Annotated in this window: 13 protein-coding genes and 1 pseudogene; 5 read left to right on the forward strand and 9 right to left on the reverse strand. The window is 40.7% G+C overall.

Annotated features, from left to right (window positions below):
• The 7 genes and pseudogenes from DUT68_RS18445 to DUT68_RS07445 all read right to left on the reverse strand — a co-directional run.
• Positions 1-3194: pseudogene (locus DUT68_RS18445) on the reverse strand (hypothetical protein); the annotation flags it as partial.
• Positions 3195-3198: 4 nt separating this feature from the next.
• The gene (locus DUT68_RS07420; RefSeq protein WP_113637152.1) at positions 3199-5175 is read right to left on the reverse strand and encodes a fibronectin type III domain-containing protein; all 1977 of its coding nucleotides are present in this window, start codon (positions 5173-5175) and stop codon (positions 3199-3201) included.
• Positions 5176-5347: 172 nt separating this feature from the next.
• Complete coding sequence (locus DUT68_RS07425; protein WP_113637153.1) at positions 5348-9784, reverse strand: hypothetical protein; 4437 nt, start codon at positions 9782-9784, stop codon at positions 5348-5350.
• Positions 9785-10178: 394 nt separating this feature from the next.
• Positions 10179-11228, reverse strand: a complete 1050-nt coding sequence (gene rlmN, locus DUT68_RS07430; protein ID WP_113637155.1) for a dual-specificity RNA methyltransferase RlmN — start codon at positions 11226-11228, stop codon at positions 10179-10181.
• A 57-nt stretch (positions 11229-11285) separates the two neighbouring features.
• Positions 11286-12200, reverse strand: coding sequence for a 23S rRNA pseudouridine(2604) synthase RluF (rluF, locus tag DUT68_RS07435; protein WP_113637157.1), 915 nt, complete (start codon positions 12198-12200; stop codon positions 11286-11288).
• Positions 12201-12298: 98 nt separating this feature from the next.
• Entirely contained in the window at positions 12299-12796 is a 498-nt protein-coding gene (locus DUT68_RS07440) for a DinB family protein (RefSeq protein WP_113637158.1), read from the reverse strand.
• 379 nt (positions 12797-13175) lie between these two features.
• On the reverse strand, positions 13176-13865 hold the full coding sequence (locus tag DUT68_RS07445; RefSeq protein WP_113637160.1) for a helix-turn-helix transcriptional regulator: 690 nt from the start codon (positions 13863-13865) through the stop codon (positions 13176-13178).
• A gap of 88 nt (positions 13866-13953) precedes the next feature.
• Between DUT68_RS07445 and DUT68_RS07450 the strand changes: the two genes are divergently transcribed.
• Positions 13954-16434, forward strand: a complete 2481-nt coding sequence (locus DUT68_RS07450; protein ID WP_237088283.1) for an ATP-binding protein — start codon at positions 13954-13956, stop codon at positions 16432-16434.
• Positions 16435-16515: 81 nt separating this feature from the next.
• Positions 16516-17304, forward strand: a complete 789-nt coding sequence (locus DUT68_RS07455; RefSeq protein ID WP_113637163.1) for a Cof-type HAD-IIB family hydrolase — start codon at positions 16516-16518, stop codon at positions 17302-17304.
• A gap of 62 nt (positions 17305-17366) precedes the next feature.
• Here the strand turns inward: DUT68_RS07455 and DUT68_RS07460 are convergent, their stop codons facing one another.
• Both DUT68_RS07460 and DUT68_RS18560 read right to left on the reverse strand, forming a co-directional pair.
• Positions 17367-18692, reverse strand: a complete 1326-nt coding sequence (locus DUT68_RS07460; protein WP_113637164.1) for a sigma-54-dependent transcriptional regulator — start codon at positions 18690-18692, stop codon at positions 17367-17369.
• Between the two features lie 72 nt (positions 18693-18764).
• A complete protein-coding gene (locus tag DUT68_RS18560) occupies positions 18765-19334 on the reverse strand; it encodes a hypothetical protein (RefSeq protein ID WP_237088284.1) in 570 nt (189 codons plus the stop codon).
• 217 nt (positions 19335-19551) lie between these two features.
• On the opposite strand from DUT68_RS18560, the gene DUT68_RS07470 reads away from it, so the two are divergent.
• From DUT68_RS07470 to DUT68_RS07480, 3 genes are all read left to right on the forward strand, one after another.
• On the forward strand, positions 19552-20715 hold the full coding sequence (locus DUT68_RS07470; protein ID WP_113637166.1) for an amidohydrolase family protein: 1164 nt from the start codon (positions 19552-19554) through the stop codon (positions 20713-20715).
• The gene (locus DUT68_RS07475) at positions 20715-21662 is read left to right on the forward strand and encodes an NAD(P)H-dependent flavin oxidoreductase (RefSeq protein WP_113637168.1); all 948 of its coding nucleotides are present in this window, start codon (positions 20715-20717) and stop codon (positions 21660-21662) included. Before DUT68_RS07470 ends, DUT68_RS07475 begins: the two co-directional genes overlap by 1 nt.
• Positions 21663-21899: 237 nt before the next feature.
• Positions 21900-22184 carry an acylphosphatase gene (locus DUT68_RS07480; protein WP_113637169.1) on the forward strand — a complete coding sequence of 95 codons (285 nt, stop codon included), beginning with the start codon at positions 21900-21902 and terminating at the stop codon, positions 22182-22184.
• Positions 22185-22198: the final 14 nt, after the last annotated feature.

Genomic DNA, 22198 nt, shown 5'->3' on the forward strand with positions numbered 1-22198 from the left:
ACCGAACCGTTTGCCGCCCCGTTGCAGGACACGTCGGTCCTCGCCGCTATGCCCAGTGCCAGTACCGCAGGTTCGGATATGGTTACCGCCAGGGTCTTCGAGCAGAGGTTTGCATCCCTCACCGTTACGGTATATCCCCCCGCCCTCAAGCCTGCAAAGCTTGGCGATGGCTGGAACGTGGTGCCGCCATCTAGCGAATATTGGTAGCTTCCACTGCCGCCTGCTGCACTAACTGTAATTTGTCCACTGTTGTTGCCGAAGCACTTGACATTAACCTGATTAGTAAGTGAAAGGCTTAAGCTGCTAGGTTCAGTAATCGTTTCAATTTGCTCTTTGTAACAACCGTTAGCATCAGTAACCCTAATAGTGTAGTTGCCCGGCGCAAGCCCCGTGAAAATTCCATTACCTACCGCACTTGCGCCGTTAATTTGGTAAGCATAGCTTCCGCTTCCGCCAGCGGCAGTAACACTAATGCTTCCGTTTGCCGAACCATTACAGCTTACATTTTGCTTGTTAGCTACACCTAAGGATAAGGCATCTGGCTGGTTGAGTTCTACGGTGACCTCTGCAAGGCAGCCATTTTGATCTTTAACGGTGAAACTGTAGTTGCCCGCAGTTAAGCCACTAAAGGTATTGGATGATGAAAAATTGTTTAGGTTCTTGAAACTGTAAGTATAAGTTCCCGTGCCCCCTGATGCATTTAAAACAATCTGCCCATCTGTACCTCCATTGCAACTAACGGGAGTTGTGCTTGCGCTAATGCTAATTTGACTGGGCTGGTTAATGGTCACACTGGTTGTTTTAGTACAGCCGTTATCATCTGTGACCTGTATGGTGTAAGTTCCTGCAGTTGCGCCACTAAATAAACCATTGTTGAAGGCCAAACTCGGGCTGCTGCTATAGCTCATGTTTCCTTGTCCGCCGGTAGCAGAAACGCTAATGGTTCCAGTACCACCAAAACAGCTAGCGTCTGTTTTACTATCAATAAAAATTTGAAGTTCCTGAGGTTGCTTTACTAAAATTGGTAAACTAAAAGTACAACCTGTTTGGTCTTTTACCCTAACCGTATATAGGCCGGCAAGCAATCCGTTAAAAGTGCCATCAGCGTTGCTGCTAACCCAATTGTCTATGGAATAACTGTAGCTTCCAGAACCACCGGTGGCTACCACTGTAATGCTTCCGTTGGCGGCACCGTAGCATTGTGCATCTTCGCTTGTTGCTGTAGCATTTAACGATGCTGCAGGTTGACTGATCGTAATGCTATAATCATCCGAAAGACAGCCGTTTGAATCCTTAATTTTGATGTTATAGGTTCCAGGTGCTAGGCTGATGATATTGTTGTTTTGATAGCTGGCTCCTCCGTCAGTGGAATAGAAGTAAGTATTGCTCAATCCTCCGGAAGGGCTGCTAATAGTTACCGTTCCGTTAGCACCGAAACAAGTAGCATCTGCCTTTGTTACCGTTGCAGTTATTTTATTAGGTTGAGAAATTGCCGTATTAACGCTTGCTGTGTTATTGTTGGCGTCTGTAACGGTGACAGTATAAAATCCTACCGCTAAACCGCTAAAGGAAGCAGAGGTTTGTAGAGAACCTCCATTCAACGCATAACTGTAAGGCGCCGTTCCGCCTGATGCAAGTACTTCGATTTCGCCAGAGCTTGCTCCAAAGCAATTGTTATCCGTTTTGTTGACGATGTTAAGTGTTAATGGTTGCGGTTCGGTAAGCGTTATGCTTAGCGGAGCAGATAAACAGCCTTTGCTATCTTTTGCAGTGAAGTTGTAAGTTCCAGCGGCGAGTGAACTGAAAGTATCTGCACTGGTGTAAGTTCCATCATTAATGGCGTAGGTATAGCCCATTCCAGTGCCACCACTTGCGGCAATGCTAATTTGCCCGTTACTCAAGCCAAAACCGTTTGGATTAGTCTTGTTACTCAAGCTTACTACTACGGCCGTAGGTATACTTACACTAATTGTGGCGCTTGTAGCGGGAGTACAATTGTTTGCATCCGTTACCGTGACGATGTAACTGCCAGCGGTCAAGTTGTTAAAAGTGTTTGAAGTTTGATAGTTGGCACCGCCATCAATACTATATCGGTAGGGTGGGGTTCCACCATTTGCCGTGGTAATGATAGTGCCCAAGCCGCTCGAACAGTCTGGATTTTGTACCGATGCTGAGGCAGTAATGGGTGCCGGGGCGGGAGGGATGGTGAAGCTAAAACTTTCGTTACAGATACCATTACCAATTTGAGCGGTATATTCTCCAGGTGCTAAATCTGAAACAGTAATGTCACTTCCATAGAAAGTGATGTTTTTTTCAGGAGTCCCTGAGCCTTGACGAGTGATGCCTAATGATAGACTTTCTTCGTTATTGTAGCTTGTGCCATCGCTGTACTTAAAGTTCCCCAGTAAAACTGAGCCTTTACCGCCAAAACAGGAGGGGGCAATTGGGGTTTTGGTTTGGGGGATGGGAACGCTAGGGTAGAAAGTTATACCAATGTAATCAGATTGTATCGCAAACCCATCGTAAGTTCCAATTATTCTAAAAAACGTTGGTACACCTCTCTCAATGCTTGATGGAAGTAGAGTTTGATTGAATGTGATTTTGTCGGTCGTCAAGATTGAGATAGTTTCCCAGGAGGACGAGTTTAGCGGGTCATTTGAGGCTTGTAGAATATATGATGGTTCGGGAGATGTGGGAATTGAGAAAGCTATTGTTTTGTTTCCACATATAATGTATTCTCCTGAATAATCTATATTAAAACTAAGCTTCGTAATGCCAATGGTCCAAAAAGTGCCAGTTACTAATCCACAGAGATTTACAGTTTTTGAACCGTTATTAATGCCTAAATTTAGCGGAACACTTGTATCGGAAGTGAAGTTATCTGAAAATGAAAAATTAGTTAGTTGTACATTACTAGTAAATTCACGGATATCCTCTCCAAAATAGTCCGCCTGAGGTCCAGAACCATTTGTGTTTGCAGAGCTTGAGCTAACGAAAGATTTTATATTACTAGTTACACCGTCACCAAAACTAATGTTCAGATCATAGGTGTTTGGGCGTGTCATACATATAAACCCATCGCCGGAAGCGTAAAGCCCAATTCTATAAGAGTTTTTAAAAAGATGATTAGGTTGCCCAAAAGCGCCTCCTAATGCTCCAGTAAGCAATATCAATAACAGTAAAATCTTTTTCATAGGCTTAATAGTTGATGGTAATCGTTTTACTTAAAGGGCTTTCTGTGCCGTCTGTAAACGCAACTTTAATTCGGTATTGGTAAATGGTATTGATGAACAGTGGTGTATCAATTAACTGGTGCGACTTATCTTTCTGAAGCGTTTCAGTTGGCCTTAACGTTTGGTACAAGCGCATCGGTTTACCCTGCTCCGCCCTGTAGATCAAATAACTATCTACTTTTGGGGCTGCATATTTCCAGTTTAACACAATTTGACGAGCTTCACGATCTGCCGTGGCGCTTGCAGTTATCACAGCAGGCTTTAAACCTAAGTCTATTCTTTTTGCGGTAAACGGTTTGGAGTCGGCACTTAAGTCACTATCATCAAAAGCAGTTATTTTGTATAAATATTCCTGTGCAAGTTGAGCGGTTGTATCGGTAAAAACATGATTGGTATCTTTAAACAAGGCAATACTTTTCCAATTTTCTTCGCCTTTTTTTGTTCTGTAAACCACATGTTTTACCACATCTTCGCTGCTACTAGCATGCCATGCTAAATAAACGCCATCAACACTGCTTCTTACCTCATAAAATGATGGCGGTGTTGGCGGCACAATATCCGGACGCTTGAGTTTAAAGGGTGCCGAAAATTCAGATGGATTGTATCTGGTATCAACAGCAACTAGCTTATAATAAACCGCTTTAGTTAGGGTTTTAAGTTCTATCGTATCTGTAAAAGCATTGGTTTTAATCGCTTTTCTACTTACCTGCGAAAACTCACCTTTCTCCGCATTGCCACGGTAAACACGATAACCCGCCAAGTCTTTTTCAGTATTGGCGGTCCAAGTCAATTTTACCAATCCCGTTTTATCGGCTGTGCCTTTTAAACCTATTGGTGGCGCTGGGGGGATGCTATCTATCATTTGCGCAAAAGCGGGATATGATAGCGTACTTTTTTGTTCTCTGCCGTAAGTTTTGATCCTGTAGTAATTGGAGTTGGTAGTTACTTGATCGGTAAAAGTCCTGGTATTTGCAGGCAATAATTTGGGGTTGATTTTTTTAAAGTTCTTTTGTGGATGGTTAGATCTTTCCACGTCAAAACCTAGGATTTCTGCAGGTTGCTCTGGCATTTCCCAGGTTAGCTTAACCGTTTTTCCAATAATTTCGGCGTTGCTAATGCTGGCTGATGCTTCCAAAAGGTGTATCGCCATCACACTAACGGTATCGGACAGGGGTCCAATTTCACCAAATGGCGAAATCCCTTTTACTCGATAAATCAGTTTTTTGTTCAGTGCAGAAATGGTATCCAGTTTGGAAGCCATTCGGCTCTCTTTTTGTTCGCTTTGCTCGGGATTTACTACGCCAGCGTCACTGATTGAAACGAATGTTTGGCCGTTATCTTCAGATCTTTCTACCAAATAGGTAGTGTAAATTCCTTTAAATGCCTCTTGGTTCCAACTTAACATTACTCCCTTTTTTTCGGCATAAGCCTTTAGCTCAAATGGTTTAGGTAAGGGTTTAAAATCGGCGTAGCCTGTGTAAGCAAAGCCAGTATCAATTTTTAAAGTTTTATCGGCTGTTGCCGCATAAATGCGATACAAGTATTTTTCGTTGTTTTTGGCTGTGCGATCTACATAGGCAAGCCCCATTGCTTTTGCAACTTCATAATCTAAATCGGCACTAAAAAGCGCAAAAGAGTAACGGGATTCCTTTTCTTTAGCCTGATTTAACATTTTGCTAATTCCTTTATCTTCAGCCGAATAAACTTCAAATCCTTCTCCATATAAGGCTTGCGCAGCTATAGAAAAATATTTGTCCTCGGCCTCTACTTTGGGTTGCCACGCTGCTAAGGGCCATGGTTTTATAGGCTGTGCAGTTAGCAATTGTTGCTCTGGCTTGGGCAATAACTTACCATCTCTTGTAATGGTGAACCTGCGGATTTGGTAGCCAGATTTGTTTAAGATATGCCAAGCTTGTGGGCTAGATGGCCCCCAACGTAGCATGATCGAATCTTTGAGGGGTTTCGCTAACACACCAATTTTCGCGGGCGTTTGCTGCGCCTTTGTAGCTTGGCAGAAGAGCAAGCTGGCCACGAACAGTAGTGTATACACAAAAATGGTAGGCAACTTACAGCAGCTAATTTTTTGCCAACTTAAAAGTGGAGTTATGTTATAGTTATTGACCGATTTCATTTTTGATGACCAGTTGTTTAGTGGTAGTTATTTTGTTGATTCCCGGGAGCACATAGCTTATTTTGAATTTGTAAGGACCTTTCCTTACCGGAGTAAATGGCGTAGTCACGATGCTCTTCATCTGCTCAGAAAGGTTTAATTGCTGACCAGCTACATAAGCATTTACTATTTTGCTTTGTAGTTCATAATAATCGCCGGCAATGTAAAGGGGAAGATTATAAATTAGCGCAACTTTGCCGCTTACCGCAGTTTGCCCCTGGCTGTAGGTGATTCCCTTAACCAAGTTTTCGTTGCGTAGATACATGGCTTTAATAGGAGGCACTCCAAGTTTTTCAGCTTGTCGCCAGGTGATGGTTGCATATGGACTAGCGGGGTAGTTTTGGTAAACAAAAGGATTAATGAAAGAATCGAACCAACTATTTTCGCTCAAATCAGCTTCGAGCTTGATCAAGTTTAAAGGCAATTCATCATTCATCTCGTAATCATCGAATTGTTCACTGGTATTGAATACATACCCTAATTCGTGTACGCCATTTGTTAGCGCCCAGGTGAAAGAATATTTGTTGCTGCCCTTTTCAATTTTTTCGCTAAAGGTGCTGTAAACGCTAGTGCGGAAATTGGTGCCATATATTTTCTTCTCTTCGGCATTGCTAATTGTACCTTCAAGTTTTTTAGTACTTACGGTTAAGTCGTTTTCACCCTCTGTCACAACCGACTTGTCTTCTGATTTTACGTTCCTATCAATGCTGGTGTTGTTATTTTTTGGCACCGATACAAGCGCTAGTTCAAAACCTTTGTTGTTTTCTAAGCTTGGTAAGGTATAATTAACTTGATTGTTGCTATAGCTAATGCTGAAATCCTTTGCACTTCCACTTTCTTGTAAAATACGGCCTGTTTGGGTGTATTCTCCTGTGCTGTCAAATAGATAAGCTTGGCCGCGGATAAGCTTGATATAGCCTTCTTTAGCTTCATCTTTATAGTAATTATATTGGTTAATAAGTGGGTAACTGTAAGCTACGTTGCTTGGTGGAATAAAATCAGGGGCATTACCTGTAGTAAAAGTGTTTGTTTGTTTTTCTATGTAAGCTACGCCATCAATCAAGTACGGTGTCCAAGTACCACCATTGTTTTCTTCAAAAGATACCTTAACACTTAAAACCAAGTCTTTATTAGGCGGTAATATTTCATCGGTAGTGTAAGCAATAACTGTTTTGTCGCCATTCCATTCCACTTTTCCTGTCAATGGAACGCCGTTGTTGGTAAGCGTGAATTCATCAAGTTTTGCCCTAAACATGTTACCGCCTTCTACATTAAAAGATTGGCCGATAGCAAGATTGAAAGCCGCTTGTGGAACAGCAAATACATCAACATCTTTATTGGTGTTTTTAGGATTTATATCAGCAATTACTTTAATGTCGCTATCTGCCAACGAATTTGATTTCACTAGTTTGCACTCCTTGCCTATAGTGAACTCAAAACTGCATTTGCCTTTAAACAAGCCGCCTAAAATGCGGTAGTATCCGCCAACCGTACCTTTTATCCAAGTAGGATTAGGGAGTTTAGCCTGTAACACGGCTGCAACACCGATATCAATGATGTCGAATTTTCTCCTACGGCCAAAAAGTTTAACACCGATGCCAATTTTGCCGCGTACATAAGCATAAACTTGACCATTGGCATACCATCCGCCAATACCTATTGGCCCGTTTTCACCTTCGCAATGTACGCTCTTTCCATAGTCTTTAAGCAACACATCAAAACCTGCTCCGGCGGCAAAACGGGCATAAAAGATCAAAAAGCTGATATCGCCAGTATCAAAACCTAAGCTTGCGCCAAAGGCAATACCCATGCCCGAATGCAAGGCATTGAGATCTCGCATATAATCCATATTGCGCCCACCTAAAATTTCGGATACATGGGATGGCGGAGGTGGACTGCCTGGCAGGTTTTTGCCCACCATGAAATAAGATTTTGTTTTGGCTAACCATAACATCTCTAAGCCGATGGGTTGGCTAGGCGTTCCTAGATGTACATACCAAGTGTCTGGGCCAAAGTAAAGAGCAGCTTCTCCAGCTAGTCCGCCGGCATTAACACCTTTAATAGCACCGCCCAACACATTTACAAAAACTTTAAAACTTGCAAACAGCGAACTGTTATCTACATCATAATCAATAAATACACTTGCCGAAAGTTGCCCTCTTTTGTTGATGGCATCAAAGGCGGAAGTATTGTTTGCCAATTCCGTTGGTCCACCTATGGTACTTGTTTTAGAAAACTCTTTACTGCCTACTTGTAGTGTAACGGTAACTTCGGCGGTAACGGGTTGTAGAAAATTAGCGTTGCCCATTAACATTGCCCTGCTTAGGCCACCACCTCTATGAAAGGCAACTTCAAACCCAACATTGCCGTTGAATACATCTTTTTTATTGACAAGACCAAACATTACTGCGGCCCTAATGCCTAAACCGGCACGTTCATCAGGCAGGTAAGCCAAGCCTGTTTGTGAATTCACTACTGCCAAATCGCCGCCATCTCCAGGTTTTTGTTTCACACCATAGTATAAACCACCAGCAAATCCGTAAATTTCCATTGGCGCAGCTATGGTAATGCCAGGCTGAAATTCCACTACTGCATCTGCGTACCAATATTTAAGTTGATTAACGCTTCCAAATAGTGTTGTAGCTTTGATATCAAAGTCAAATTTTCCAATATGTAGCCCTGCTTTAATCGAACCCTTGAAGCCTGAGCCAAATATTGGCTGTTCTTTGAAGTAATTTAATTCCCCTTCTAAACTGAAATTGCCTTGGTCAACTTTAATGTAAACTCTAGCAAATTCTGTTGCCAGGTGTTGATATTCTTGTTTCCCCTCGTCATCCGTCACCACTTTTCCCAAAATCATCACACTTGCATCGGCGGCAAAGCTACTGCTAGCATCATTTTCTTTTAGTAAATTGACTTTCAAGTCGAAACCCAAACCTCTACTATCGGTCTTTTTGACGATTTTAACATTACTTACGGATGCCTTAAAAGTTCCTATACTAACACTGACATTTAAATCAAAAGTTCCGGAATGGATGTAAGGAGCCTTGGTTGAAATCACCAATTGTTCGAAGCCGATTTTGCCAATGGTGAATTTATTTCCGGCCTTTTCTGTATCGCTCCCTTTTGAGAGGCTTGCACCTATACTTAAAGTGCCACTCAAATTGGCCATTGCCTCAAACTTTTTTTCTTTAAGCGCTACTTCAATAAACGACCCCGATTTTAATTTCACATTAGCTGCCTGAAAGATGTTGAATTCCATTTCGTCTTTGGTTTCGACATTAAAAATGTATTCTTCGCCTGGCTTAAATATGGCTTTGTATGCCATTTGATGTGTTTTTCCACTAATGGGGATATTTAAACCACCGCTAAAGCCCGCACCTTTGAGTTGATTGGCAATGAAGTTTAAATAAATGTTGTCCACAGAGAAACTCCAACCGCCCAAGTCACCGTTGCCCATGCTAATCAAGTTATTGAACATGATGTCACCGCTTAAGCCATGGCTATCCACCAGTATATTTTTAGCCTGAAATTCTTTTCTTGCTTTTGAAGATCTATCCTTAATTTCTGGTGGTAGTTTTACTGAAAAATTTCTGATGTAAAATCCTCTCCAAAGCTCAGCTGCTTCACCGTTGAAGTAATTCTCCCTATATCCCGGAGGAAAAACCATGTTAGGCGAATTGTTATTGTCGCTTAGATCAATAATGGCATCATTGATAGTAAAAGTAACACCCTTTGATCCTCTTAACTGAAAAGGTTCGATGTTTACGGAGGCTAAGATGTCGTTAAGGTTACTAAATTCAACTGTAAAATTACCATTTACTCTTTTATCCAGTAATTGTTCTCCATTGGCATCTTCAGGTACAAGCTTAGTTGGCATTTCAATATTTACCGAGAGCCTTCCTTTTTTAAAGCCTTTACAGTCAATCTCTAAGTAAGTTTCGTCTTTTAACACGGTAAGATCTACCGAGTTATTCATCATTTTAAAGGATTTGTTATTTACGAGCGCCAAACGTGCTGTACCTAATATGCCACCATTGTAACTTAACTTTACCGGCTCTGCAGTTGCAAAATAAATAGGTTCTTTTCCTCCAGGTAAGGTGAAGCAGGCGTAGGCATTAAATTCTGCATAAGTTGGATAAACTGTGATATCATCGATAATAACGGCTGGTTTGCCGTCGCCGCCGTCACCACCTAAAAGAGCAACGGGTGTCATGTGCGGTTCATTTGGCCTTAACTCGCTTATAATAGACCTACGATTTTGCACAGTGGCCATCAAGTCGCGGATGTGCTGCTCTAGGCTATTGTTTTGAGATTTTGCAGTGAAAAATCCACAGGCAAAAAGCCACGTTAATAAAACGTACCTGAAATATTTAGACATGAATGTTGGTTTAACTGTTAGGTAGAATTGTTAAAAGAAGGAGAGCAAGTAGACTTGAGATTAAAACAGTCTTCTTACGTCAAATCATTTAACCAATCGGCTTTAGTTTCGATGATTTAGAATTGCTTGTATTTAGAAAACTTAGATGAAAGGAAATATCATCTAAGGGGACGTTTTTATACGCAAAAAACGTCAAAGTTAATTGAGAAATTGGTGTTAACATAAATATTGGTCATAGGTAAGTAGAACGTAAACTTACACATATAAAATAAATATGTTATCAAACAATTATAAAAATGATACTCCTAAATAAGCTAGAGAGGTGTTTTAAGTGAGATTGTTGAATTTTAGAGCAGATGTTACTTTAAGCTTTGTCGATTGATTTTGGCGGATATTAGCTCTTCTCTTTCACCGCTAACTGCCCGCAAGCAGCATCAATATCTTTACCTCGGCTACGGCGGATATTAGTGGTAATGCCTTGCTTTTTCAAGTAGTTGGCAAAGGCATCTATCTTATCGCCTTCGGCATTAATAAAGTCAGCAAACTGGATTGGGTTATACTCAATAAGGTTTACCTTACAAGGTACATGTTTACAGAATTTGGCTAATTCCATAGCATCCTGTATTTCATCATTAAAGTTGTTAAAAACGATGTACTCGTAAGTAACTGGATTTTTAGTTTTTTGGAAATAATATTTCAATGCTTCGGCCAATGCTTTTAAAGAATTATGCTCTGTGATTGGCATAATTTCGTGGCGTTTTTGGTCGTTTGCGGCGTGTAGCGAAAGTGCTAAATTGAATTTCACACCATCATCGCCCAGCTTTTTAATCATCTTTGCAATACCAGCGGTAGAAACCGTAATGCGTTTATACGACATGTTTAAGCCATCTGGAGCAGTAATGCGTTCAATAGATTTTAGGACGTTGGCATAGTTCAAAAGCGGCTCGCCCATACCCATGTACACGATATTGGTTAGCGGAATGTTGTAATTCTTTTTCGCCTGCTGGTCAATAAGGACTACTTGATCGTAAATTTCATCAGCATTTAAGTTGCGAACACGATCCATGTAACCAGTGGCACAAAACTTACAGGTTAAACTGCAACCCACCTGCGAACTTACACAGGCAGTCATTCGCTCTTCCGTGGGTATTAAAACCCCTTCTACAATATTGCCATCGTATAATCGGAATGCGTTTTTAATGGTATGGTCGTTGCTAAATTGAGCATTGCTTATTTCAACCACATTAATGGCGTAGCAGTCAGTCAATTTCTTTCGTAAATCCTTCGACAGGTTACTCATTTCCTCAAAGCTGCGTGCCGATTTTTCCCAAAGCCACTGATAAACCTGCTTGGCTCTAAACGCCGGTTCGCCCATGTCCTTGAAATGTTGGGCCAACTGTTCTAGGCTCAATGATCGGATGTCTATCTTTTTATCGCTTTGCATGAAGCTACAAAGTTAGTAAAAAGAATGAGGCTATGAAAATTGCCTTTAAACGGCATGCTACCTTCCTCTGCCTTTAGGTTTAGTGTTTTTCGGTTTAAACTTACCACCGTTTTTAGGAGCTTTTGTGGGTGTTTTGCTTGTTGACTTAGCTGCCGATTTATTCCTTTTATCTGCGTTTGTTTTTGCACTGAATGCCCTTTGCTTACTAAACTCCTTAGCCGCTTTAATGGCTGATGTTTTTGAAGATTCCACTTCGGAACTTGAGCTCGAAAGTAGCTCGTAAAGTTTGTTCAGTTCTTCTTCTTCTAACTCACGCCAGTCGCCAACGGCAAGACCTTTTAGCTTGATGTGCATGATCCGTACCCGCTCCAGTTTAGCAACTTGGTAGCCAAAATGTTCGCACATGCGTCGGATTTGCCTGTTTAGGCCCTGTATCAAGGTAATCCTAAAAACATGGCTACCTTCTTTTTTAACCTTACATTTTTTAGTCATCACACCTAAAATGGGAACACCTTTTCCCATATCAGTAATGAATTCTTCAGTAATAGGCTTATCTACGGTTACCAAATATTCCTTCTCATGGTTATTGCCAGCACGTAAAATTTTATTCACCAAATCGCCATTATTGGTTAAGAAGATAAGGCCTTGCGAATCTTTATCCAATCTGCCAATGGGAAATACACGTTCGTTGTAATTTACGTGGTCAACGATATTGTCCTTAACCCCACTTTCAGTTGTGCTGGTAATTCCTACAGGTTTATTATATGCTAAAATTACAGTGCTATTGCCTTCGCGAGGTTCAATTTTCTGTCCGTTTACACTTACCATATCGCCCGGGGCTACTTTATCGCCCACTTTTGCTCGCTTTCCATTGATAAATACCTGGCCAAGTTCAATGTATTTGTCGGCGGCACGCCTTGAGCATAGTCCGCTTTCACTAATATATTTATTTAAACGTGTAGAAAAATCCATAAAGAGAATTGGTAATTGTTGCAAATTAACCAATTCTAATTTAAACCCGCTTACGAAGTGGATAGATAAGTACAAATTACTTCGCAGCGGGCTGCCGATTAAAAATTTTGCTCGTCTGCGCTTGGCCCGTAAGATCCAGGAATTGGAATATTTAACAAGCGAAGGTAAACTCCTAACTGCGCCCTGTGGTGGATGGTTTGACTTAGTGCCACTCTAATGATACCATATTTGGTCATTTCGGCATGGATATGATCGCCTGTGCGCAAAATCCAGGGCTGTTCTAAAAACGCTTCTTCTATTTCTGCCAAACTTTCCAAGCTTTCGTTTAAGCCTTTGTCTAGTACGGCAATTAGTTCGTCGTTGTTTTCTACCTTAACAGGATTATATGGGGCAGTAGCGAAGTCCAATTCATTAGTGCTGACACCCAGCTTTGGCCAATTCATCAAATCTGCAATGTGTGTGGCCAAATCCATCATTTTCATGCTTTTTTCATGTGGTGCGTAATCGGCTTTTTCAAAAGGAACTAAGGCTAAAAATTTGCGAGTGGTTGCTGCCTCTTGGGTTAATTCGTGTTGGAGTAATTTGATGATGTCCATAATTTTAATTGTTTATTCAACAAAGTTGGGATGGACTAATGACAACCCTATGGCAGTGCGTTTTTTGGCGATGATTTTTTTAATATTTTTTAACCATATAAGGGCATGTAAGTCTTTAGATTCTGCCTGTGCCTTAAGTGTGCTTAGGTATTTTAAGTATCTTATTGACCATATAAGGCATATAAGAACATGTGAGTTTTTAGATTTTGCCTCTGCGTTTTAAGTGTGCTTAGGTGTCTTAGGTGGTTCAAAATTTATTGCCGCATAACAGTATCTTATTGACCATATAAGGCATATAAGGACATATAAGTTTTTAGATTCTGCCTCTGCTTATTAGTGTGCTTAGGTGTTTTAAAAAATTATTAAAACGCTTAAGTAATTAATAATCAACAGGGAGTTGTTTCATGTATTCATTAATGCTGATGTGGGTATCAATAGTAAAAGCCGAAGGCAAACATTGGAGGTGCAAAATGTTATTCACCTTAAAATCTCGATAAGCGCCACGTAGGTGACAATAGCCAATCAGATGCCATGAAAATGCATAAAATATCAGCCCTATAGGCTCCAATTGCCTTTCGCTTATTTCCTCCTTATAATTTCTGTACTTGATTGCAACAATAACTTTTTCGGCGATGGCATTTTGCAAAATAGATAAATACTCTACATCACTTTGCAGTCGTTTGGGTAGTTGCAGCCTGATATTTTCATTCAGCTTTTCCAAAGTATCCTTCTGACTGCTTTTCAGCACATTTTTAACTTTATCTAAGGCGGTATGATAATGTTGTTGGATAGATTTATCGGCAAAACCCTCAATAAAACGCTCCATTATGAGCAAAGCACTGGCTTCATCCGTGTTAAACGAAACAGGCGGCAAAAAGTAACCCTGAACAATAAAATAACCTTTATTTGCTTCAAAACTGAGCGGTATACCTTGTTCTGCAAGCGCCTTAATATCCCTGTAAACTGTTCTTACGCTAATTTCAAACCGGTTGGCAATGTGATCAGCACTGACATATTTTTTAGATTGTAGCAACACTAAAATACCAAAAAGCCGATCAATTCTATTCATAAAACAAATATAAAAGTGAACGATAATGCTACAAAAAAAATACGCAAACTAAATCGTTTCGGTGCGTGTTTTGTGGTAGTCCAACAGCATGATGTCCAATAATACATTAACTAAACCTCAAAAACGCTTCTTTACCGCTACCAAAGGCAAGGTAGTTGTTGGATTTTTGTTTGCGGGTTTTGCGCTATTAATGGCTTGGGGGGTAAGTAAGTTTGTTTTTGGGGAGATATTGGGCACCGTAGAAAAAATATCTACTCCTAATGCAAAACTGCGCTTGGTAAACAAGCTATCTAGTCAAATTGCTTCGTTAGATCAAGTACAGCGGGAGCCCAAAAACAATGTCACCTTTTTTGCTGCCACACAAAAATTGGGCAGAACCATAGATACCCTAAGCGAGCTTTACAACAATGATGCAAATCAGTTGAAGCGCCTACGCAGATTGAAACAGTTATTGGCAGATCGTGATAAGCAGTTTCTAGCCTATCTGGAAGTAAAAGAAAATCTGGTCAATACGCAATCATTTTCTGATGAGGTAAAAAAGCTCAATGGCCTGTTGGCACAGCGGAGTAGGGAAGCTGATAGCGCCGTTTTCACCACACAAACTTCTACCTCTACTACAACTGTAGCACCCGAAGAGGAACAGCGGTCCCGTGGCTTTTTAAGCAGGTTGTTCGGTAAAAAGAAGTCGGAAGTTTATAAAATTATCAACGAAGAATATAAGGTTAAAAAGGATACGCTTAACCCTGTGGTAGAGGACAGTATTATGCGTAACGTAGAGGCCACCTTAAGCACTATTGAGCTGGAGCAAAAACAAAAGAGCGATCGCTTTTTAAAAAGGGAGGCAGAGCTGGCTAGCTCAAGTAATGCGTTAACCAAGCAAATGCTAAGTGTGCTACGAGAAGTTGAAAACGAAGCATTGTTGCAGGTTGATCAAGATGGGGAACAGGCAAAAGTGATGGTGAGTGAAGGTGTTGAGCAAATCAAAATCATCATCATAGTGTTTTTTGTGATTACCTTGATTTTGGGTTCGCTCATTTTAATCGATATCAGTAAAAACAATCGCTACCGTTTGGCATTGGAAAAGGCAAAGGAGGAGGCAGAATATCATGCAAGGGCCAAGCAACGTTTCCTTTCGAACATGAGCCACGAAATACGAACACCCTTACAGGCAATTTTGGGCTACGCTGAATTTATTTCGAAACAGCATCAACCTGATCGGCAGCATGTAGAGGCGATACATCGGTCCTCGGTACATTTGCTGCAAATTGTTAACGAGGTGCTTGATTATAACCGTATTACTTCTGGCGAATTTACCTTCAAGCAGGATAATTTCAACCTGCATATCTTGTTAAATGAAGTAATTGATGCCATGATGCCTTTGGCCGAGCAGAAGCAGCTTCAATTATTGAGCGATTTTAATTTGGCCGAGCAGCAGTGGGTAAACGGCGATGCTTTCAGGTTGAAACAAGTGCTGTATAATTTAATTGGCAATGCCATTAAGTTCACCAACCAAGGGCATGTAAAGTTATTGGTTGATTGTAAACAGAAGGAGGACGAAATACACTGTTACTTTGCGGTGGAGGATACTGGTGTAGGGCTTTCTGAAACCGATCAGGAAAAGGTATTTAAGGAATTTGAGCAAGCTAGCGATGTAGCACAACAGGCAATGAACCAAAACGGCACTGGCTTGGGTTTGGCCATTGTTAAAACTTTAGTGGATGCACAGAGTGGACGAATCAACGTAAAAAGCAGATTGGGAAAAGGCAGCACATTTATGGTCTACCTTCCGTATAAAAAAGCTACGGTTGCCGCTATTAAGGCTACTTTGGATGTAAAACAACAATTAGATCGATCAAAAACGGTGTGGGTAATTGATGATGATAAGTTGATTTTGCAGCTGTGTGAGCTCATATTTGGTGCAAATGAAATTCCATTTAGGGTATTTAGTACTGGAGCAGAAGTGTTGCAGCAGCCTGTAGATGATGCTTTGACTTATGTTTTTGTAGACATGCGTTTGGAGGGGATTACCGGTTTGGAATTGCACCGACAGTTGAAGCAAAAATTGCCGCCTCATATCAAGTACTACGCTATTACCGCACAAGTTTTGCCTGATGAGCAACAGGCAGTGCTAGATGAAGGTTTTGAAGGAGTAATTATTAAACCATTTAAGGCAGAAGACCTGTTGAACTTGTTTGCCTTACCCAATACCGCTCAAGAACCAGTGACTTTTGATGAAAAACCTTTGCAGCAAATGACCATGGGGGATCAGCAATTGATGAAAAAAATACTGCAAAGTTTTAAGGCGGATTGCAAGGATGATGAACAACTACTGCAACAAAGTGTAAATGAAGGCAATCCATCCGAGGCTCGTTTATTGGTACATCGATTGGCTGGAAGGGTATCGCAAATTGGAGCGAAAGATTTAGGTATGAAATTTCGGGTTTTGGAGCAAAATATTGCTAATGCCGAATTGATAGATACAGCAATTGAGGTTGAAATTTCAGCCAAGCTGGTGGAACTAAACGGGTTGATCCACAAAGTTGATTTGTATATAGATAGTCTGACTTAGCAAGTCAACACATTTCACATTGCTATCTCATTTGTTAATTCCTTTTTAGTACTTACCAGCTAATAGCCTTAACTTTGTGTTATGCAACATACATCCGTAAAAGCTGTTTTTTTCGATATCGACGGTACATTATTAAGTTTCAAAACTCATCAGGTTTCTACCTCTACAGCACAAGCCATTGCTGATTTACAAGCCAAGGGCATTAAAGTGATTTTATCTACTGGACGATCTATCAACAGTATAGATCATGTGAAGTATTTGAACTTTGATGGCTTTATTACCTTCAATGGAGGCTATTGTGTGGCAAAAAACGGCGATATTTTGTTTAAACAGTGTATTGATGCGAAGGATATTGAAGGAATTTTGAATTATGCCAAGCAAAATGCGCTGAGTTTCTCTTTCATGTCTGAACGTGAAATTACCATACATGATGTTACGCCTGAAATTGCCGGAATGTATGCACATTTGAATTTGCCCGTGCCGCCACCAGTTGATGCTGAAAAAGTAGATACGGCTTCAGTTTTACAGACCAATATTTTTATGGGGCCTGAAGAGGAAGCGGCTTTTATGGCTGCCGTGATGCCCAATTCTGTGGCATCAAGATGGACACCTTTATTTGCTGATGTAAATCCAAAAGGCCAAAGCAAAAAAGTTGGTATTGATGTGTTTTGTGAGCATTTTGGAATTAACCTAAAGGAAACAATGGCTTTTGGCGATGGTGGCAATGATATCGAAATGCTGAAGCATGTCCAAATTGGCGTTGCTATGGGAAATGCCAATCCAGAGGTTAAGGCCATTGCCGATTACATTACAGATGATGTTGACAGCGATGGGATTTGGAATGCATTAAAGTACTTTGGTGTGATCTAATCTTGATCAAAATAAAAATTCACCAACTGATTTTATTTATCGCTTTGCGGATGGCATTAAAGTTAATCAATGCCGTAGCGTTCCATTTTGCTGTATAAAGTTTTTCTGTCGATATTAAGCAATTTTGCCGCTTTTGATTTGTTGTACTTCGATTTTAGCAAAGCTTCGGTAATCAGTACTTTTTCGTTAGTTTCGTTAACGGCTTTGATATCGGTAGGGTTAGGCAATGTACTTGGAGCGGTCACGGCAGTCTTCATTTCATCAGGCAAGCTATCGGCAGTTGCCACTTGCCCAGCTGTAAGTAATACCATTCGTTTAATTACATTTCTAAGCTCCCTAAGGTTGCCCGGCCAATCGTACTTAAGCAGTAATTGGCGAGTTTCTCGGTCAACTTCTTTCACTTCCCTGTGCAATTCTTCGTTAGATAATTTAATGAATAAATCAATAAACAGTTCCAAATCCTCACCTCTTTCTCGTAACGGTGGAAGTTGAATCTTGAACTCATTAAGTCGGTGGTAAAGATCTTCCCTAAACTCACCAGTCTTCATGCTGTTGGCTAAATCATCGTTGGTTGCCGTAATAATTCTTACATCAACGGCAATTTGTTTATTACTACCTACTGGCTGAATTACCCGTTCCTGCAGGGCCCGTAATAATTTTACTTGCACTTCGTAGCTTAAATTTCCAATCTCATCCAAAAAAATAGTCCCGCCATTGGCCGCTTCAAATGATCCTTTTTTATCTGTCAACGCTCCGGTAAATGCACCTTTGGTATGTCCAAAAAGTTCGCTGGCGGCTAAATCCTTTGATAGCGCACCGCAATCAATGGCTATAAACGGCTGATTTTTTCGTTTGCTTTGTTGGTGCAGTGTTCTAGCAGCAAATTCTTTTCCTGTTCCACTTTCCCCTTGTATAATAACCGACATGTCAGTAGCGGCCACCAAATCTATGTGTTGATATAATCGCTGCGCTGCGGGACTATTGCCCCGAATAAAACGATTGTCGATGCTGGTATTTTTGGGAGTATTCTTTTTTTGTAGTGCGGTGTTTACCACCATCAATAACTCATCCGGATTAATTGGTTTGGTAATGTAGTCGCTGGCGCCTAATTGAATGGATTTTACCGCAGTACGCACATCGTTAAATGAAGTCATAATGATGGCAGGTGCAGTAATGGAAGTTTCCCTTCGGTGGTTAAGCACATCAATGCCCGTTCCATCAGGAAGTCGATAATCGATAAGCAACAACTGAAAATCCTGCTGGGCAATTAATTTTAGTGCTTTAGCAACATTACCAACAATAGTAACTTCAAAATGATGCTTGGTTAAAAAACCTTCAATAATTTGCGCAAAGGTACTGTCGTCTTCAATAATTAAAATTGATGCCATATACAAAAATAACAAAAGCCAGTTTAATAACTGGCTTTCGCGTATTTAGTTTTAAATGAATAGAATTTTTAACTACTCTACTGGTTTACCTTCAGCGTCAAATTTTAAAGAAGCCATTTCTTCTTCTTTTTTAACGTCTACTTGAAAATAGCTTTTATCGCCATCTTTCACACTAAACGCTGCTGTTGGAGTCCATGCTTTGTATGGATCTGTTGATAATACCGTTTTAATTGCTTCTGGTAATGCCGTTAATTCAATAGGAGTTCTAATTACACTATCTTGCACCGAAACGGTCTCGTTAAGTGAGGCTTGCGATGCAGCTAATGAAGCTCCTGAAAGTTCTACTGGTTTACCTTCTGCATCAAATTTTAATGAAGCCATTTGTTCCTCTTTTTTAACATCTACTTGGAAGTATGATTTGTCACCATCTTTCACAGTAAATGCTGCGGTAGGAGTCCAATCTTTATATGGGTCGGTTTGAAGCACAGTTCTAACTGCTTCTGGTAATTCTTCTACTTTAATTGGCGTTCTAATCACACTGTCTTGAACACTTACAACTTCAACTTTATTTACCGAAGCTTGTGCTTCAACTGCTGTAAATCCTGCGAATGCTACGATAGCTGCTACAAATAACTTTTTCATAATATCTATTTTTAAGTTTTTATATTTTGTGAATTATACTTAGCTAATAGTACATAATGGTGCCAGTACCTGTGCCAAAAAATAAATTACTGTAAAACAGCGGTTTATATTTTTTAGAAGAGTTAATTAAGTGTTGCATTTCTCCACAACTTGTGGCTAATGGCATCAAAAAAGTATTATATTTTAATATTCGATGGCATTAAGCTTAATTTGCAATATGCACAGATACTTAACAGCAGATTGGATTTTCCCAGTTACTTCGGCGCCTATAGCTAACGGAGTACTGCAGGTTTCGTCTACCGGAGAAATCCTCGCAATATATACAGAAAGTGAAGCGGCGGAGCAGCAAATTAACGATGTTGAACGTTTTGAAGGCGTATTGGTGCCAGGATTCGTTAATACGCATTGCCATTTGGAACTTTCTCATTTATTTGGCAAAATTCCAGAGCAAACGGGGTTACCTGCGTTTGTTAGAGAAATAGTTGCTCAGCGCACAGCAAGCGACGAAATTGTGATTGACGCCATGAAAGCAGCGGATAAGGCAATGTATGAGAATGGTATTGTTGCTGTTGGCGATATTTCAAATCAACTGATCTCAAAGGACGTTAAGCAGCACAGCTCCCTGTATTATCACACTTTTGTGGAGGTATTTGGCTTTAATAAACCTTCTCATCCCATTATGGATGATGCGATTCGCATACGGGACAGTTATTGGCCATTAAAAGCTTCTATTGTGCCACATGCGCCGTATTCGGTGTTCGAAGAGCTGTTTAAGTATATTGAAAAGGAAACTAGGCCTATTGATATTTTAAGCATACACAATCAGGAAACTTTGGCAGAAAACGAGTTTTTTGAGCGTGGAACAGGTGATTTTGAAGCCATGTATCAACGAATGGGCGTTCCTAAAACCAACGCACACGGCACGGGAAGTAACGCTATCCATTACCATTTGCCACAATTGCCTAAAAATAGAACGCTTTTGGTGCATAATACTTTTACTAGCAAAGCCGATATTGATTTCGCCAGTGCACATCACAAAGAGTTATACTGGTGCTTGTGTCCCAATGCCAATCTATATATCGAAAATAACTTACCAGAGGTGATGTTATTTCTGGATCCACAAATTAAAGTTACTTTAGGGACAGATAGCTTGGCAAGTAATCATCAGTTATCGATATTGGCAGAAATGCAAACATTGCAGCAACAAAAGCGAGTTCCTTTTAACGAGCTACTAAAATGGGCAACTATTAACGGCGCTTGTTTTTTAGGCATCGATCAGCAATATGGAAGTTTTGAAACTGGGAAAACACCCGGAGTTAACTTGGTTGAGCTTGGGGCTGGTCAAATCATCAAGTCAAAAAACGTAAAACGATTGATTTAATGCAAAACCAAATCACTTCTTTATTTCACATTCAATACCCCATCATCCAAGCGGGCATGGTTTGGTGTAGCGGTTGGCGTTTGGCAGCGGCAGTGTCCAACGCTGGCGGATTAGGTATTATTGGCGCTGGCTCCATGTATCCTGATGTGCTACGCGAACATATCCGCAGGTGCAAACAGGCTACGCCCAATCCTTTTGCGGTAAACGTACCTTTATTGTACCCCAATATGGAGCAGGTGATGGAAATCCTAGTGGAGGAAAATGTTAAAATCGTCTTCACTTCGGCGGGTAATCCAGCAACATGGACCAGCCAGTTAAAGCAAAACGGAATGACGGTGGTGCATGTAATTGCCAACACCAAATTCGCTTTAAAGGCACAACAAGCCGGTGTAGATGCCGTGGTTGCAGAAGGTTTTGAAGCTGGTGGGCATAACGGTAGGGAAGAAACTACTACCCTATGTTTAGTTCCCATGATTAAGCAAGCGTTAAGTATTCCGGTAATTGCTGCAGGCGGTATTGCAAGTGGTAAGGCCATGCTAGCTGCATTTGCTTTAGGTGCTGATGCGGTACAAATAGGTTCTGCATTTGCCGTGGCTGAGGAATCGTCGGCACATCCAAATTTCAAGGATAAGATTATTGCTGCAATGGAAGGCGATACCAAATTACGCATGAAAAAATTGGTGCCAGTGCGTTTGCTCAAAAATGAATTCGCTGATGCGGTGGCACAAGCCGAAGCAAGTGGGGCATCAACCGAAGAATTAGCGGCTTTGTTGGGCAGAGCCCGAGCGAAATTGGGGATGTTTGAGGGAAATATGGAAGAAGGGGAGCTGGAAATAGGTCAAGTATCGGCTATGCTTAGTGAAATAAAACCTGCCGCAACTATCCTTCAAGAAATATGGACAGCGTTTTTAGCGGAGAAGGAAAGGTTGAGTGCGTTAGCGTTTTAAATTTCACCACCTTAGAATGCCTGATTTTCTTAAGATGTGATTACTTAGGTACAGCCTGATTTTCGATCCAAGGTGTTCTAAGGTGTCTAAGGTGTTTCAAAAGAATCTGTGACCATCGTTTCCAAAATCACATTGTTAAATTATTGCATTGTTAAACGGTTCCGTCTTATCTTTACGGCTTAATCACAAGCAAAATTATCTTCCGACCTCGGTCAGTTGACTTTCGGACTATATCAAATGAAGCACATCAACATCAAAGTAATAGGAAAGGTACAGGGCGTATTTTTTAGGGCAAGCACCAAAGCAGTAGCTGATCAAATTGGCGTGAAGGGAAAGGTGAAAAACGAAAAAGACGGTTCTGTTTTGATCGAAGCAGAGGCAGATCAAATCACATTGGATATGTTTGTAGAGTGGTGCCAAAAAGGACCAGAGAAAGCAAATGTAGAACAAGTGCTGGTGGAAGACGGAGAAGTTCAGAATTACACTAACTTTGTCGTTATCAAAAAGAACTTACTTTGGTAATATAATGTTACGAT

Origin of the sequence: Pedobacter zeaxanthinifaciens (assembly GCF_003313335.1) — a bacterium.
Taxonomy (GTDB): Bacteria; Bacteroidota; Bacteroidia; order Sphingobacteriales; family Sphingobacteriaceae; genus Pedobacter; species Pedobacter zeaxanthinifaciens.